This window comes from Shinella sp. WSD5-1, from assembly GCF_963942435.1.
Classification (GTDB): domain Bacteria; phylum Pseudomonadota; class Alphaproteobacteria; order Rhizobiales; family Rhizobiaceae; genus Shinella; species Shinella yambaruensis.
The window spans coordinates 398,800-414,078 of sequence record NZ_OZ012597.1; the positions used below are offsets into that span (position 1 = coordinate 398,800).

Here is a 15,279-nt window from a genome sequence, read left to right on the forward strand (position 1 = left end):
CTTTCCGTAGAGGTCAGGCGCGGGTCTTGCGCTGGGGGTTGGAGGCGGAGCGGCGCTTGGCCGGAGCCGCGATCGGGTGATGGAGGTCCGCCGCGCGGCCGCCACGGCCGCGCAGGATCATGCGGGCGGAGGTCTGCGGCTCGGGCAGGCTCTCCTCGAGCGAGGCGAAGAGCCAGTCGATGAACACCTTGACGATCGGCGCCTGGCGCACCGACTGCCGGCAGGCGACATAGAAGGCGTCGTTCGCCGGCACCGTCAGGTCGAAGGGCACGACGAGTTCGCCGCGGGCGATCAGGTTGCTGGCGGTGATCGTGTCGCCGAGGGCGACGCCCTGGCCGTGCAGCGCCGCCTCGGTGGAAAGGCGGGCATCGCTCATGAAATGCTGGCGCCCGCGCACAACGTCGACCGCATCCGCCGCCGCCAGCCAGGTGCTCCATTCGCGCCCGTCGTCGCCGTGGAACAGCGTGTGGTCGGAAAGGTCGCGCACCGAGCGCAACGGCCGGCTGTTGAGCAGGGTGGGGCTGGCGATGGGAAAGAGCTTGAGGTGCGACCAGAGCCGTGTCCAGCAGTCCGGCCAGTTGCCGTCGCCGTAAAGCACGCTGACATCCGTATCGAGCGAACGCAGATTGTCCGGATCGTTGGAGGCGATCAGCGTGACGCGCACGCCGGGAAACTGGTCGGTGAAGGTATTGAGGCGCGGGATGAGCCAGAGCGAAAGCAAGGCCGGCACGCAGGTCACGGTGAGGTCGCCGCGGGTTTCCGGCTGCTTCATCAGGGCTGTTGCCGCGGCGATCTCGCCGAAGGCGTTGGTGACGGCCGGCAGCAGCAGCGCGCCCTGCGGCGTCAGCTTCAGCCGCTTGCCGCCGCGCTCGAAAAGCGCGGTGCCGAGCGAATCCTCCAGCGCCCGGATCTGATGGCTGACCGCGCCATGGGTGACGTTCAGTTCCCGCGCGGCAGCCGAAACCGCGCCCCGGCGGGCGGTCGCCTCGAAGGCGCGGAGCGGATTGAGCGGCGGCAGGCGCGAGGCCATGAGGAGCGGTTCCAGTATGTGAGTTTTTCTCACGCAAACTGCTATAACAATGTCAATTGCTTTTCCAGTCGTTTTGTTACGATACTATGAAGAACGAGGGCAAAGCCCCGGGGGAACATCACTTGGCTCGCATCTGCTCCGGCCCCCCGGTCTGCCCGCATTTCCGAAAGGTGAGGTAGAGACCATGGCCGACAGCAAACTCGACGAACTCAAGGCAAAATACGGCGCAAGCCACGGCGGCGAACTGTTCGACCCCGCCTTCCGCAAGGTTGCCGACAAGATCTTCACCAAGAGCGGTTCGCGCCTTGCGCCCTATGCCGGCGTGCCGACCTTCCTCTCCGCGCCCTACATGCCGGTCGATGCGGAGAACCCGGATTTCGGCAACCTCCAGGTCGCCATCACCGGCGTGCCGATGGATCTCGGCGTCACCAACCGCCCCGGCTCGCGCTTCGGGCCGCGCGCCATGCGCGCCATCGAGCGCATCGGCCCCTACAACCACGTCCTCGACTGCGCCCCGGTGCAGGAGCTGCGCGTGGCCGATATCGGCGACGTGCCCTTCCAGAGCCGCTACCGCCTCGAACTCAGCCATGACGACATCGAGAAGCGCTTCAACCAGATCGTCGATGCCGGCGTGATCCCGCTCGCCGTCGGCGGCGATCACTCGATCACCCATCCGATCATGAAGGCCGTCGGGAAGAAGCAGCCGGTCGGCATGATCCATATCGACGCCCATTGCGACACGGGCGGCGCCTTCGACCAGACGAAGTTCCACCATGGCGGCCCGTTCCGCAACGCCGTGCTCGACGGCGTGCTCGACCCGACGCGCACGATCCAGATCGGCATCCGCGGCTCGTCGGAATATCTCTGGGAGTTCTCCTACGAATCCGGCATGACCGTCATCCATGCCGAAGAGGTGAGCGGCCTCGGCATCCCGGCCATCATCGAGAAGGCGAAGGAAATCGTCGGCGACGGGCCGACCTATCTCTCCTTCGACATCGACAGCCTCGACCCGAGCTTCGCGCCCGGCACCGGCACGCCGGAGATCGGCGGCCTGACGAGCCGCGAGGTGCTGGAGCTGATCCGCGGCCTCAAGGGCATCAATCTCGTCGGCGGCGACGTCGTGGAGGTCGCCCCGCAATACGACGCGACGACCAATACCGCCCATGCCGGCGCACAGGTACTGTTCGAAATTCTGAGCCTGATGGTTTTCAGCCCTTCCGTGGCCCGGACCGCCTGACATACAATAGCAACAACGGGAACGCACCGGCCGGACCGATCGGCCGGCCTAACAGGAGAAAGATGACGATGCGTGACATCCTCAAGACCAATGTCAGCCGCCGCGCGGTGCTGGGCGCCGGCGTCGCCGGCGCCTCGCTGCTCGCCATGCCGGCCGTGCTGCGCGCCCAGGACAAGTCGCTGAAGGTCGGCGTCTATGGCGGCTACTTCAAGGATTCCTTCGACAAGAACATCTTTGCCGATTTCACCAAGGAAACGGGCATCGCCATCGAATCGGTCGCCGAGCCGACCGGCGAAGCCTGGCTCGTGCAGCTCGAACAGGCCGCCAAGGCGGGCCAGGCGCCGGCCGACGTCTCGATGATGTCGCAGGTCGCCATGCTGAAGGGCCAGTCGACCGAGCTCTGGGCCGCCCTCGACACGGCCAAGATCCCGAACGCGACGAACCTCATCGACCATTTCGTCAACAAGTATCCGGATGGCCGCGTCGCCGGCATCGGCGCCGTCGCCTGGTACATCACGCTCGTCACCAACACGGACGTCTACAAGGAAGCCCCGACCTCCTGGAACGCGCTGTGGGATCCGGCGAACGCCGACAAGCTCGGCCTGCTCGCGCTCGTCTCCAACTCCTTCCTGCTCGAAGTGACGGCCAAGACCCATTTCGGCGGCACCAACGCGCTCGACACCGAGGAAGGCCTCGTCAAGGCCTTCGAGAAGCTCGCCGAGGTCAAGCCGAACGTGCGCCTGTGGTATCGCGACGAGGCGCAGTTCGAGCAGTCGCTGAAGTCGGGCGAAATCCCGATGGGCCAGTATTACCACGACGTGACGGGCCTTGCCGCCGCAGACGGCCAGCCGGTCCGCTCCACCTTCCCGCAGGAAGGCGGCATCATGGATTCCGGCTGCTGGGCGCTGTCGCGCGCCTCGGAGAAGGTCGAGGAGGCCCATACCTTCATCAACTACATGTGCCAGCCGCAGATCCAGTCGCTGCTGTCGCGCAAGGTCGGCACCGCCCCGACCGTCAAGCGCGACCTTCTCGACCTGACGGTCGAGGAATTCGCCGCGGTCTCCTCGGACATCGAGCCGATCATCCCGCGCTACGACCTCTACACGTCCAAGGCCGACTGGCTGAACCAGAAATGGACGGAAATGATCGCCGGCTGAGCCGCGCCGTCCACAATTCGACCGGCCGGCTGAAGCATCAGCCGGCCGGCCCCAAACCGTAAGCCGAGCGGAGCCCCAATGTCCGGATTGACCCTCCAGAATATCGTCAAGCAGTTCGGCACCTTCACCGCCGTCAAGAATGTCGAGCTGACCGTGCCGCACGGCACCTTCGTCTGCCTCCTCGGCCCTTCCGGCTGCGGCAAGACGACCTTGATGCGCATGGTCGCCGGCCTCGACCTTCCGACCAGCGGCGCGATCAGGCTCGACGGCAAGGACATCACCAATGTTCCCACCCACAAGCGCGATCTCGGCATGGTCTTCCAGTCGCTGGCGCTCTTCCCGCACCTGACGGTCGGCGAGAACATCGCCTATTCGCTGCGCATCCGCGGCGCGAGCAAGGAAGAACAGAAGAAGCGCGTCGACGAGCTGCTCGCGATGATCCACCTTGCTGGCTACGCCGACCGGCCGGTCGCAAAGCTCTCCGGCGGCCAGCGCCAGCGCGTCGCCATCGCCCGCGCGCTCGCCATCTCGCCGAAACTCTTCCTGCTCGACGAACCGCTTTCCGCGCTCGACGCCAAGCTGCGCGAGGCCATGCAGGTGGAGCTGCGCCAGCTCCAGCAGCGCCTCGGCATCACCACCATCGTCGTCACCCACGACCAGCGCGAGGCGATGACCATGGCCGACACGGTCGTCGTGATGAACGGCGGCGAGATCCGCCAGGCCGCCCCGCCGGTGGAGATCTACCGCCGTCCGGCCGACACCTTCGTCGCCGATTTCATCGGCATGACGAACCTCATCGATTTTTCCGCGGACGGCACCGGCGCCAGCGTGCTCGGCGCCTCGATCCCCGGCCTTGCCATCCCGGTGGGCCTTGAATCCGGCATCCTCTCGGTGCGCCCGGAGGACGTGCACCTCACCGCGCCCGGCAATGCGCCGATCTCCGGCACCGTCACCTTCGTGCGCGATCTCGGCGGCACGATCGAGACCTTCGTGGAAGCCGCCGGCAAGCAGGTCGTCGCCGTCTCCATGCCGAATGCGCGGCCGGATGTCGCCGTCGGCCAGACCGTCGGCCTGAAGCTCAACCCGGCCGATTGCGTGGTGCTGAAGTCATGAGACGCGAGCCTCCGCAAAAACTCGCCGACTACGGCCCGCTGTTCTTCCCCGCGGGCATGCTGATCGTCTTCTTCGTCGTGCCCTTCGCGACGATGATCGCCGTCTCCTTCTTCCGCCGCGATCCGGCGGGCTTCTATTCGCCCGATTTCGTCTTCGACAACTATGCCCGCTTCCTGAGCCTGTTCTTCGGCAAGGTGCTCGGCTTCTCGCTGTTCCTGGCGGTGATGGTCGCCATCTGCTGCGTCGTGCTCGCCGTGCCCTTCACCTATCTCCTCTCGCGCGCCAAGCGGAAGACCCAGGTGCTCTGGCTGGTGGCGCTGCTGTCCATCCTGTCGCTGTCGGAAGTCATCATCGGCTTTGCCTGGTCGACGCTGTTCTCGCGCACCGCCGGCATCACCAATCTCCTCGTCATGCTCGGCATCATGAACGAGGCGGTGGCGCTCAATCCGAGCTTCGGCGCGGTGCTGACCGCCATGGTCTACCAGGCGCTGCCCTATACGGTGCTGGTGCTCTATCCCGCCCTCGTCCGTCTTGACCCGACCCTGACGGAGGCGGCGCGCACGCTCGGCGCCTCGCCGATGAAATCCTTCTTCACCGTCGTCGTGCCGGCACTGCGCAACACCATCGTCGCCACGCTGATCATGGTCTTCATCTTCGCGCTCGGCTCCTACCTGCTGCCGCAGATCCTCGGCCGGCCGCAGCACTGGACCCTCTCTGTGCTGATCACCGACCAGGCGATCTACCAGTCGAACATGCCGTTCGCCGCCGCCATGGCCGTGTTCCTGGTGCTCGTCACGCTCGGCCTCGTCGCACTCACGGTCTATGCCGGCCGCAAGGGAGAAGCCGCATGAACGCGCTGCTGCAGAAGGTCTATTTCGGCCTCGTCGGCCTCTTCCTCTCGCTGCCGATCATCGTGGTCGCCGGCGTCTCGGTCAACGAGAAGCAGACGCTGGCCTTCCCGCCGCAGGGCTTTTCGCTCGGCTGGTACGGCGAGATCTTCACCAACAGCGAATGGCGCAGCGCCCTCTTCGCCTCGATCACGCTGGCCGCCCTCTCGGCGGCGGTGGCGCTTCTCATCGCCCTGCCGCTCGCCTGGTTCCTCTGGCGGCGCCATGCCCCCTGGGCGAACATCTTCCAGCTGCTCGGCATCGCGCCCTTCACGCTGCCGCCGGTCATCACGGCGCTCGGCCTGCTCACCTTCTGGGCGACGACCGGGTTCTACGGCCAACCGGCGACCGCGGTGATCAGCCATGCGATCTTCTTCGTGACGCTGCCGCTGGTGACGCTGTCGCTCGGCTTCTCTTCCATCGACCGCTCGCTGGTGGAAGCGGCCGCCACGATGGGCGCCGACGACCGCACGATCTTCCGCACGGTGGTCCTGCCGCTGATCCTGCCCTATCTGATCTCCGGCTATGCCTTCGCCTTCGTCCTGTCGCTCAACGAATATATCGTTGCCTACATGACGATCGGCTTCACGATGGAGACGCTGCCGATCAAGATCTTCAACGCCTTGCGCTACGGCTATACGCCGACCATGGCCTCGGTCACGATCCTCTTCGTCGCCATCGCCGCCACCATCTTCGGCCTCGTCGCGCGCTTCGGCGACCTGCCGAAGCTGCTCGGCGCCATGTCGTCGCGGGATTAGCAGCCGGTCCGGCGAAGGTGTACTATAGCCGAGCGGAACGGCACAGAACCAGACAGGAGCCCGCATGCGGATCGCCGCCCTTCAGATGCACGCCATTGCCGGCGACGGCGAGGCCAATATCGAGCGCATCGCGGCAGCGGCCGCGGATGCGGCGGCGGGTGGCGCCAAGCTGCTCGTCGTGCCGGAGCTTGCCGTCACCGGCTACGGGGCAGGGGAGGCGGCCTTCGCCCGGCTGGCCTCGCCTGCGACGGGCGACGTGGCGAGGCGGCTCGGCGCCATCGCGCGGGACAACGGGCTGGCCATCGTCACGGGCTTTGCCGAACAGGAAGGAGCGCATGTCTACAACAGCGCGCTCTTCACCGATGGCATCGGCACCAATGCCGTCTATCGCAAGTCCCATCTCTATGGCGAGTACGAACGCGGCGTCTTCCGCCCGGCCGCGCCGGCCTCCGTCATGGTGGAGCTCGGCGGCATCCGGCTCGGCATGCTGATCTGCTACGACGTCGAGTTTCCCGAGAACGTGCGGCGGCTCGCGCTGGCCGGCGCCGATCTCGTCATCGTGCCCACGGCGCTGCCGAAGGGCTCGTCCGGCACCTTCATCGCCAGCCACATGATCCAGGTGCGCGCCTTCGAGAACCAGGTCTTCGTCGCTTACATCAACCATTGCGGCGCCGACGACCGTTTCACCTATGCCGGCCTGTCGCGCATCGCGGCGCCCGACGGCAAGCTGCTCGCCGAAGCTTCGGCAGAGGGCGAAACCCTGCTCTTCGCGGAAATCCGCCCCGAGGATTACGCGAAGTCGCGGTCGGAAAACACCTATCTCGTGGATCTCGCCCGGCAGGGTTGACGGTGCCCGAGTGGATCCTCGGGTCAAGCCCGAGGATGACGGTGGGGAGGAGAGGTTGCCCCAGCCATTGATGGCGCGGCATTCGGCACCCTCGTTTCAGCCTCAAACCTCTCTTTTGTTGTCATCCTCGGGCTCGACCCGAGGATCCACCTTCACGGCACGCCTCACCAAAGTTCCAGGTACAAATCCCGCCAATCCGGATTCATCGCCTCGATCAATTCGACTTTCCATTGCCGATACCAGCGTTTCAGCGATTTCTCCCGCTGAATGGCCGTGCCGATGCTGTCATGCTCTTCATACCAGACCAGGCGAACGCAATCATATTTCGAGGAGAATCCAGGCGTGACCTTCTCCCGGTGTTCATGAATGCGCCGTTCAAGGTCGGCCGTCACGCCGATATAGAGCGTGCCGTTCCTTTGGTTGGTGACGATATAGACATATCCCGTCATACGGGAAATGTCGGCGATTATGGATCCTCGGGTCAAGCCCGAGGATGACGAAAGAAGAGAGGATTAGGGCTGAAGCAAGGGAGCCGGATGCCGCACCGGCCAAGGGGCTGGCAACCTCTCCTCCTCTCCGTCATCCTCGGGCTTGACCCGAGGACCCACGCCCCACCGCACGTCCTCGCCGCCAAAAAACACGTCCCGCATTTTCCCCACCCCTCAACCCCGTGCCTACAATCTCCCATCCCGCCGCGGATACACCGCAAGGCGTTGCGGCGAGGCGGGGTCGGCGCGGGGCGTGAGGGGGCGACGCACACCTTGACGCACCGGGCGCGCGGAAAATGGTCTCCCTCCGGCGAAACGGGGGAAATGGCGGGGCGTCGGACCGGACCGCCGTTTTGCCCCGATCACGTCGCCGGGCGTGCCTGTGTGGCACACAACATGGCGGCTGCACCATGCGGCGTCCGGGGGCTTCCCCGCTCGCATGGCGCAGTGGAAGACGGTGCCGACCGGCAGTCGTGGCTGCGGCACCGTGACCCTGAGGGCGTGCATGACCCATTCTTCGGAAGGGCGCGCCACCGTTCCCACGCACCCCGCCATCGCAGAGAGGCCGAAGTCGCGGGCAAAAACCGCCGAACGGGGCGCTGGACGGTGCCGCATACAAACATTCAGTCGAGGCAGCCTCCAGCGCCCCGTCCGAATGCTCCTTGACAAAGCCACGGGCGGAAATTCCGCCGCGTGGGTTGCTCTGTTGCCCTTATCGCGGCCTCGGCCCGACCACCTTCAGGCCTGATAGGTGATGCGGCCGTCGCACATAGTCGTGACGGGCCGGATCGCGGCGAGGTTCGCATGGTCCGCGGCCTCGACATTGCCGGACAGCACGACGATATCCGCGAGATACCCCGGCTTCAACATGCCCTTGCGGTCTTCCATGAACTCGACCCAGGCACCGTTCTTGGTATAGGCGGCCAGCGTCTCGGCAAGCGAAAGCCGCTGGTCCTTCAGGCCCTCCTTCCACAGGCCGCGCGTCATGGCGCATTCGATGCAGTGCATCGGATCGAGCGGGGAGACCGGCCAGTCCGTGGCGAAGACGATCTCAGCCCCGGCATCGACCAGCGTGCGCCAGGCAAAGGCATGGGGCCAGCGGTCCTCGCCGATATAGGAGAGGTAGGGCTCGACCGGCAGGTCGGCGCTGCCCGGCGGATGGGTCGGCTGCATCGAGGCGACGGTGCCCAGTTCCTTGAAGCGGGGAATATCGTCGGGATGCACGACCTCGATATGCTCGATGCGGTTGCGGCTGTCGCGCTTTCCGTTCGCCTTGATGGCGGCCTCGTAGCCGTTCAGCACCATGCGCACGGCGCCGTCGCCGATGGCGTGCACCGCGACCGGCAGGCCGAGCCTGTCGGCGGCGATGGCGATGCTGTCGAAATGGTCCTGCGAGAACAGCGGCTCGCCCTTCCAGCCCGGCTGGTGCGTGTAGTCGTCGATGAAGACGGCAGTGCCCGATTCCGTCACGCCGTCCATGAAGAGCTTGACGAAATCGCAGCGCAGGCGGTCCGTGTTGAAACGCTCGCGCCAGGCGGCGGCCTTCGTCTCGAGGTCCGAGAGCGGCATGAAGTTCTTCATGTGGAAGGGCATGCGCACGCGCACCGGCAGGCCCACCGTGCGCTCGATCTCGTCGAGCATTTCGAGCTGGTAGAGGCTGCCGTCCATGTTCTGCAGCGAGGTGATGCCGAGCGAGGCGACATAGGCAAGGCCCCGCTTGATGACCTCGATGTCGCCCGCGCGCTCTTCCGCCGTCACGTGCTCCGGGTCGCCACCGGTGCCGACGCCGAGCATTTCCCGCCCGCCGGTCTCGCCGAAGGCGGAAATGGGGCGGATTGCGTTGCTCTCGCGCAGCTCCCCGCTCGCAAGGCCGTCCTCGCCCATGACGATCTCGTTGCCGACGCCGACGTCCCGGCCCTCCAGGATGCCGCCCATCGTGAGGGCCGTCGTGTTGGCCCAGGCCGTGTGGTGGTCGGGCGCGACGATCAGCAGCGCCCGATCCGGCAGGATGCGGTCGAGATGATGGCGCGTCATGCGCTCGTCGTCGGACAGGATCGTGTAATCGGCCTGCTGCGCGATGAGGAGCCGGCGCTCGGGATGTTCGGCCGCATAGGCCTTCACCGCCTTCTCCAGCGCGTCAAACCCCTTGACGCCGGCCAGCGACAGTTCGCTGAGCTCGGCCGAACCGCCGAAGATGTGCATATGCGCTTCGTTGAAGCCGGGCAGCACCGTGCCGCCCCCGGCGTCGATCACATGGGTGTCGGGTCCGGAAAAGGCGTCGATCTCGGCTTCCGGGCCGACGGCCAGGATGCGGTTTCCGGCAATGGCAACCGCGTTCGCCCGCGGGTTCGCCGCGTCCATCGTCAGCACCCGCGCATTGCGGATGATGAAGCTCGCTTCCGTCTGCATGGCGTGTCCTCGAATCGCGTTCAGATTGCCCGGCGGCAGAGCGCCCGGAAGAAGGTGAAGATGTCCTGGTTCTCCTCGTCGCCCAGCGGTTCCGGCTGGGAGGAGAGTTTGACGATGACGGTCTCGGTGCTCGGATCGACATAGAGCCACTGGCCATGGATGCCGATCGCGCAGAAGGCGCCGTCGGCCTCGCCCGACTGATACCATTGGCTGCGGTAGCGCCCGTTCGGCAGGTCGACATTGCGGCCCTCTCGCCAGGCTTCGCGGTCGCCGTTCTCCTGCATGTCGCGGATCCAGCCTTCCGGCACGATCTGCCGGCCGTTGCGCACGCCGTGGTTCCGCAGCAGTTCGCCGAGGCGGGCAAGGTCGCGCGCCGTCATGGAGACACCGCCCGCGGTGCGCGGCGTGCCGATCGCGTCCACCGTGATATCGGCATTGCCCTTCGCGCCCATCGGCTTCCAGAGGAGATCGGAGGCGAGGTCGGCAAAACGCGCGCCCGTGACGCGCTCGATGACGACGCCGAGCAGGTCGGCATTCGGCGAGGCATAGTAGAACGGCCCGCCATGCGGCCGCTCGGCCTTCTGCAGGGTGATGAGGAAAGAGGCGAGCGTCTCCGGCGCGATGTCCGGTTCCGGCGGGTTCCACAGCATGGCGCGGCGATAGCGCGCGAAGGCGCCGTGCGGGTCGAGATAGGCTTCCTCGAAATCGAGGCTGACGCGCATGTCGAGCACGTCGCGATAGGTGCAGTCGCCATAGACGCTGCCCTTGGCCTCCGGCAGATAGTCCGTCACCGGGCGGTCGGGATCGATCAGCCCCTCGGCCTCCAGGATGCCGGAGATGACGGCCGTCAGCGACTTCGAGATGGAGAAGACGAGATGCGGCGCATCCGGGTCGGCATGCGGGGCATAATATTCCGCGACGACCTCGCCCCGGCGCATCATCACGAAGGCGTCCGTATGGGCGAAGTCGAGGAAGGCGCGGGCGCTCGGGGCGCCTGCAAGGCCGGTCTCCATCGCCGCATCGAGAAAGGCGTCGCTGGCGAGCGGCACTTCGGCGGCCGGCACCTCGGCCGCGATCACCGCCGTCGGCACGAGATCGCGGACATTCTGGAAGGTCCAGCGGCTATAGGGCGCGGTGCGCCAGTTGGCGAGCGTGATGTCCGCACGGGCAAAGCCGTGCCTGTCCTTGAATGTCTTGATCATGGCATATCCGACCGAAGCGCGGGAAGGCGCCAGGCCCTCCCGCGTACGGCCGTCCTCGTTTCCTTGCGGCCTTGCCGCTTACTTCTGCAGTTCGGTCCAGATCCTGGTATAAAGCTGCTGCACGTCCGGCTCGCAGCTGGCGAGGAACTCGCCCGCGGGCTGGAATTCAGCCGGCACGACCAGTTCCGGCGCATCCTGCATTTCCGCCGGCAGGAACTTTTCCGAACCCTTGATGCCGTTGGAATACTTGGCGAAGGCGGAGATCAGGGCCGCATTCTCCGGATCCATGATGAAGTTCATGAACAGCTTGGCGTTCTCGGCGTTCTTCGCGTCCTTGAGGAGCGCGACGCTGTCCATGAAGTAGGGGAAACCCTCCTTCGGATAGCCGAACTTGATGTCCGCGTTCTTGATGCGCGAGCGCATGATGGCGCCGTTCCAGTAGTAGACGGCCGCATAGTCGCCGGCCGGCAGCTTCTCCGTCACGCTGTAGTCCATGGCGAGCCATTTGGTCTTCGCCTCGACGAGCTTGTCGCGGACCTTGCGCAGGACGTCCTTGTCCGTCGTGCACCAGTCGCCGCCGAAATACTTGATGGTGGCGAAGAGGACGTCGTTCATCTCCGGCGCCACGTTGATCTTGCCGGCCAGCTCCTCCGGCGGATCGAGGAAGATCGCCGAGGTGTTGATGTCGCCCTTGTAGACCGAGGTGTTGACGCCGATGCCGGTCAGACCCCACTGCCACGGAACGGTATAGTGGCGGCCCGGATCCCACGGCACGTCGACCCAGCGCTCGTCGACATTCTTGAAGTTCTCCATCTGGTCCGGCCGGGCTTCCTGCAGCAGGCCTTCCTTGATCCAGATCTGCACGTAGTTCGCCGAGGGCACGACGACATCGAAGCCGTGGCCGCCGGCGCGGACCTTGGCGAGCGCCGTGTCGTTCGAATCGTAGTCGGTGACCGTGACCTTGACGTCGAACTTCTCCTCGAACTTCTTGATCAGTTCCGGATTGGTGTAGTCGCCCCAGTTGTAGATGTTGAGCTGGCCGGCCGCCGAAGCGGCATTCGCCGCGAACAGCATGGCAATCGCCGCCGTCGCTGTCGTCGTCATCCAATTCGTTTTCATTCTCTGTTCCTCTCTGTCGTTGTTCGTCGAGATGATCACTGTTTTTTCCGGTTGATGAAGAAGAAGACCACGACGAGCGCCGTCGAAAGCGCCAGGAAGACCGTGGCGATGGCATTGATCTCGGGTGTCGTCTCGCGCCGGAGCTGTCCCAGCATATAGGTCGGCAGGGTGTCCTGTCCGCCGGATTTCACGAATTCCGTGATGACGACGTCGTCCAGCGAGATGACGAAAGCCAGCATGAAGCCGGCGATGACCGCCGGGCGCAGCAGGGGCAGGGTCACGTGCCGGAAGGTCTGCCAGCGCGTGGCGTAGAGGTCGGCCGCCGCCCGCTCCAGCGTCAGGTCCATGCTCTCCAGCCGGGCGCGGATGGGCAGGTAGGCGAAGGGGATGCAGAAGGCGGTGTGCGCGACGACCAGGTAGCCGAGGCCCGAATAGCCGGTCCAGACCTTGATGCGCGAGAAGACGATGAGCAGCGCCACGGCCGTGACGATCTCCGGCACCATGAGCGGCTGGTTGATCAGCGCATATTTGAAGGTGAGGCCGCGATAGGGCGTCGTGCGTGTCGTCGCAAGGGCCGCCATGGTGGCGGCGATCGTGGCGAGGAAGGCCGCCCAGATCGCGATGATCAGCGACCGGATGGCCGCGTCCTGAACGGCCGCGTTCTGCCAGGCCGCAACGAACCAGCGCGCGGAGAACCCATCCCAGCGCGACAGGGATTCCGCGCCGTTGAAGGAGTAGATGACCAGCGCGGCGATCGGCAGGTAGAGCGCGAAGAAGGTGAAGAGGGTGATGAACCCGAAGCCGGGCTGCGAGCGGATGTCGAAATGCGACTTAAACATGGCTCGAACCTCCGCGCGAGGCGTTGCGCACGTAGAAGATCAGCGCGACCATCACCAGGGCCATCAGGGTGATCGACATGGCGGCGCCGAGCGGCCAGTTGCGGCCCGAGCCGAACTGCATCTCGATGAGGTTGCCGAGCATCATGTTCTTGCCGCCGCCAAGCACGCGCGGAATGACATAGGCGCCGAGCGACGGGATGAAGACGAGGATGGAGCCGGCGATGATGCCGGGCTTGACCAGCGGGATCACGATGCGGCGCAGGACCTGCAGGCGGCTCGCATAGAGATCGTATCCCGCCTCCACCAGCCGGAAGTCGAGCTTCTCGATCGAGGCATAGAGCGGCAGCACCATGAGCGGCAGGTAGACATAGGTCATGCCGAGCAGGTTGGCCGTGTCCGTATACATGATCTGCAGGGGCGAATCGATCACGCCGAGCCAGATCAGGGCATTGTTCAGGAGGCCCTCGTTGCGGATGACCTGCTGCATGGCGAAGGTGCGGATCAGGAGGTTGGTCCAGAACGGGATCGTGACGAGGAAGACCCAGATCTCGCGGGTGTGCGGCGGACGCGTCGCGATGAAATAGGCGGTCGGAAAACCGAGGATCAGGGTGAGGAGCGTCGTGAAGAACGACAGCTGGAGCGAGCGCCAGATGATCGACAGATGCGCATCCGCAAGGCCGAGCGTATCGTCGAATATGTCGCGCTGGAAGAAGACCGAGACCCAGCCCTCGAGCGAGAACTCCCCGAACCTGACGTCGCCGTAGTCGCCCTTCGCCATGAAGGAGTAGAGCAGCATCACGAGCAGCGGGCCGACGGCCGCAAAGAAGATGATGAGCAGGGCCGGCGCGCTGAGCAGCCAGCGGGAGCGGATATCCTGTTTCTGCGCCGCCAGAGCGGCTTCCTGTGCGCCGCTCATCGTCAGTCCCTCAGGATCTGGGCGACGTCGTCGCTGAGGTTGATGCCGACCGCTTCGTCCTTGGAAAAGCCACAGGACCCGCTGCGGGCATTCTGCTGGCGCACGGTGAAGGTCGTGCCGTCCTCGAGGCGGATGTGGAAATGCGTGTCCGTGCCGAGATAGACGATCTCGCGGATGATGCCGCGCAGCACCGAGGCGGGCGAGGGGGCTCCGACCTGGGCATGTTCGGGACGGATGACGACCGTCACCTTGCCGCCCGGCGTCACGTCCGCCGGGAAGGTCGCCGGGATCTCCGTGCCGGAGGAGAGCCGCACGCGCGCCCGGTCGCCGGAAACCGCGACGACCTCGGCTTCCAGAAAATTCGTCTCGCCGATGAAGTCGGCCACGAAACGCTCGGCCGGGCGGTCGTAGATGTCCCAGGGCGAGCCCACCTGGCGCACCGTGCCCGTCGACATGACGGCGATGCGGTCGGACATGGTGAGCGCTTCCTCCTGGTCGTGCGTGACGAAGACGAAGGTGATGCCGGTTTCGGTCTGGAGGCGCTTCAACTCCATCTGCATGGACTTGCGCAATTTCAGGTCGAGCGCGGAAAGCGGCTCGTCGAGCAGGAGTACCTTCGGCCGCGGCGCCAGTGCCCTGGCGAGCGCCACGCGCTGCTGCTGGCCGCCGGAAAGCTGCGTGACCGGGTTGCCGCCGCGTCCTTCCAGATGAACAAGCTTCAGCATGTCATTGACGACGCTGTCGATTTCCGACCGGGGCTTGCCGAGCATCTTGAGGCCGAAGCCGATGTTCTCGGCCACCGTCAGGTGCGGGAAGAGAGCGTAATTCTGGAAGACCGTGTTGACCGGCCGCTGGTTCGGCAGAAGGCTGGAAATGTCCACCCCGTCGAGCAGGACCTGTCCTTCGGTCGGCAGCTCGAAGCCGGCGATCATGCGCAGGAGCGTGGTCTTGCCGCAGCCGGACGGGCCGAGAAGGGTGAAGAACTCGTTCGACCGGATATCCAGCGTCACGTCGTCGACGGCCTGGAAATTGCCGAACCATTTCTTGATGCCATGCATGCCGATGGCGCCGCCATGGGCCGCGGTCGTTCGGGTCTCAGTCATCGGTTCCCCGTTTATCGTCCGGCGTCCCGAGCTTCCTCCGCCCAGAGCGCCGGCTGTCCTCTGTCCGGCCGCTGATCACGGCTCTTATGTGATAGGCTTGACTTGCTTATGATCACAACAAATCATAATTTGATCAAATCTGTAAAGGGCCATTTTGAGCTTTGCGACTTTATC

The 15,279-nt window shown here is 65.3% G+C and carries 14 protein-coding genes; 6 read left to right on the forward strand and 8 right to left on the reverse strand.

What is annotated here, in order from left to right:
* Nucleotides 1–13 precede the first annotated feature (13 nt).
* On the reverse strand, nucleotides 14–1,030 hold the full coding sequence (locus AABQ55_RS25020) for a LysR substrate-binding domain-containing protein (RefSeq protein WP_272808102.1): 1,017 nt from the start codon (nucleotides 1,028–1,030) through the stop codon (nucleotides 14–16).
* A gap of 184 nt (nucleotides 1,031–1,214) precedes the next feature.
* Here AABQ55_RS25020 and speB point away from each other — a divergent pair, with 184 nt between their 5' ends.
* The 6 genes from speB to AABQ55_RS25050 all read left to right on the forward strand — a co-directional run bounded on the left by speB (nucleotide 1,215) and on the right by AABQ55_RS25050 (nucleotide 7,029).
* On the forward strand, nucleotides 1,215–2,267 hold the full coding sequence (gene speB, locus AABQ55_RS25025) for an agmatinase (RefSeq protein WP_244766121.1): 1,053 nt from the start codon (nucleotides 1,215–1,217) through the stop codon (nucleotides 2,265–2,267).
* A gap of 68 nt (nucleotides 2,268–2,335) precedes the next feature.
* Nucleotides 2,336–3,424, forward strand: coding sequence for an ABC transporter substrate-binding protein (locus AABQ55_RS25030; RefSeq protein ID WP_443021192.1), 1,089 nt, complete (start codon nucleotides 2,336–2,338; stop codon nucleotides 3,422–3,424).
* Nucleotides 3,425–3,502: 78 nt separating this feature from the next.
* Nucleotides 3,503–4,537, forward strand: coding sequence for an ABC transporter ATP-binding protein (locus AABQ55_RS25035; protein WP_272808101.1), 1,035 nt, complete (start codon nucleotides 3,503–3,505; stop codon nucleotides 4,535–4,537).
* Entirely contained in the window at nucleotides 4,534–5,388 is an 855-nt protein-coding gene (locus AABQ55_RS25040) for an ABC transporter permease (protein WP_272808100.1), read from the forward strand. Before AABQ55_RS25035 ends, AABQ55_RS25040 begins: the two co-directional genes overlap by 4 nt.
* Nucleotides 5,385–6,182: an ABC transporter permease gene (locus AABQ55_RS25045; RefSeq protein ID WP_244766118.1), complete on the forward strand. Its 798-nt coding sequence runs from the start codon at nucleotides 5,385–5,387 to the stop codon at nucleotides 6,180–6,182. The genes AABQ55_RS25040 and AABQ55_RS25045 overlap by 4 nt, the downstream gene beginning before the upstream one ends.
* A 64-nt stretch (nucleotides 6,183–6,246) precedes the next feature.
* Nucleotides 6,247–7,029, forward strand: a complete 783-nt coding sequence (locus AABQ55_RS25050; protein WP_244766117.1) for a carbon-nitrogen hydrolase family protein — start codon at nucleotides 6,247–6,249, stop codon at nucleotides 7,027–7,029.
* Between the two features lie 164 nt (nucleotides 7,030–7,193).
* Here the strand turns inward: AABQ55_RS25050 and AABQ55_RS25055 are convergent, their stop codons facing one another.
* From AABQ55_RS25055 to AABQ55_RS25085, 7 genes are all read right to left on the reverse strand, one after another.
* Complete coding sequence (locus AABQ55_RS25055; protein ID WP_244766116.1) at nucleotides 7,194–7,478, reverse strand: GIY-YIG nuclease family protein; 285 nt, start codon at nucleotides 7,476–7,478, stop codon at nucleotides 7,194–7,196.
* Nucleotides 7,479–8,255: 777 nt separating this feature from the next.
* Nucleotides 8,256–9,926, reverse strand: coding sequence for an amidohydrolase (locus tag AABQ55_RS25060; RefSeq protein ID WP_272808099.1), 1,671 nt, complete (start codon nucleotides 9,924–9,926; stop codon nucleotides 8,256–8,258).
* 20 nt (nucleotides 9,927–9,946) lie between these two features.
* Nucleotides 9,947–11,128 (reverse strand): serine hydrolase domain-containing protein, encoded by a 1,182-nt coding sequence (locus tag AABQ55_RS25065; protein WP_272808098.1) that lies wholly within the window; start codon nucleotides 11,126–11,128, stop codon nucleotides 9,947–9,949.
* A 78-nt stretch (nucleotides 11,129–11,206) separates the two neighbouring features.
* Nucleotides 11,207–12,247: an ABC transporter substrate-binding protein gene (locus tag AABQ55_RS25070; protein ID WP_272808097.1), complete on the reverse strand. Its 1,041-nt coding sequence runs from the start codon at nucleotides 12,245–12,247 to the stop codon at nucleotides 11,207–11,209.
* A gap of 35 nt (nucleotides 12,248–12,282) precedes the next feature.
* Entirely contained in the window at nucleotides 12,283–13,086 is an 804-nt protein-coding gene (locus tag AABQ55_RS25075; RefSeq protein ID WP_244766112.1) for an ABC transporter permease, read from the reverse strand.
* Complete coding sequence (locus tag AABQ55_RS25080; protein WP_244766111.1) at nucleotides 13,079–14,002, reverse strand: ABC transporter permease; 924 nt, start codon at nucleotides 14,000–14,002, stop codon at nucleotides 13,079–13,081. The genes AABQ55_RS25075 and AABQ55_RS25080 overlap by 8 nt, the downstream gene beginning before the upstream one ends.
* A 2-nt stretch (nucleotides 14,003–14,004) precedes the next feature.
* Nucleotides 14,005–15,105 carry an ABC transporter ATP-binding protein gene (locus tag AABQ55_RS25085; RefSeq protein WP_443021182.1) on the reverse strand — a complete coding sequence of 367 codons (1,101 nt, stop codon included), beginning with the start codon at nucleotides 15,103–15,105 and terminating at the stop codon, nucleotides 14,005–14,007.
* Between the last annotated feature and the right edge of the window lie 174 nt (nucleotides 15,106–15,279).

Excerpts from the sequence above, each read along its gene's own strand:
- speB (WP_244766121.1), top strand. The coding sequence starts at position 1,215 with ATGGCCGACAGCAAACTCGACGAACTCAAGGCAAAATACGGCGCAAGC.
- AABQ55_RS25085 (WP_443021182.1), bottom strand. The coding sequence starts at position 15,105 with ATGACTGAGACCCGAACGACCGCGGCCCATGGCGGCGCCATCGGCATG.
- AABQ55_RS25020 (WP_272808102.1), bottom strand. The coding sequence starts at position 1,030 with ATGGCCTCGCGCCTGCCGCCGCTCAATCCGCTCCGCGCCTTCGAGGCG.
- AABQ55_RS25065 (WP_272808098.1), bottom strand. The coding sequence starts at position 11,128 with ATGATCAAGACATTCAAGGACAGGCACGGCTTTGCCCGTGCGGACATC.
- AABQ55_RS25045 (WP_244766118.1), top strand. The coding sequence starts at position 5,385 with ATGAACGCGCTGCTGCAGAAGGTCTATTTCGGCCTCGTCGGCCTCTTC.
- AABQ55_RS25050 (WP_244766117.1), top strand. The coding sequence starts at position 6,247 with ATGCGGATCGCCGCCCTTCAGATGCACGCCATTGCCGGCGACGGCGAG.
- AABQ55_RS25070 (WP_272808097.1), bottom strand. The coding sequence starts at position 12,247 with ATGAAAACGAATTGGATGACGACGACAGCGACGGCGGCGATTGCCATG.
- AABQ55_RS25040 (WP_272808100.1), top strand. The coding sequence starts at position 4,534 with ATGAGACGCGAGCCTCCGCAAAAACTCGCCGACTACGGCCCGCTGTTC.
- AABQ55_RS25035 (WP_272808101.1), top strand. The coding sequence starts at position 3,503 with ATGTCCGGATTGACCCTCCAGAATATCGTCAAGCAGTTCGGCACCTTC.
- AABQ55_RS25075 (WP_244766112.1), bottom strand. The coding sequence starts at position 13,086 with ATGTTTAAGTCGCATTTCGACATCCGCTCGCAGCCCGGCTTCGGGTTC.
- AABQ55_RS25060 (WP_272808099.1), bottom strand. The coding sequence starts at position 9,926 with ATGCAGACGGAAGCGAGCTTCATCATCCGCAATGCGCGGGTGCTGACG.
- AABQ55_RS25055 (WP_244766116.1), bottom strand. The coding sequence starts at position 7,478 with ATGACGGGATATGTCTATATCGTCACCAACCAAAGGAACGGCACGCTC.
- AABQ55_RS25030 (WP_443021192.1), top strand. The coding sequence starts at position 2,336 with ATGCGTGACATCCTCAAGACCAATGTCAGCCGCCGCGCGGTGCTGGGC.
- AABQ55_RS25080 (WP_244766111.1), bottom strand. The coding sequence starts at position 14,002 with ATGAGCGGCGCACAGGAAGCCGCTCTGGCGGCGCAGAAACAGGATATC.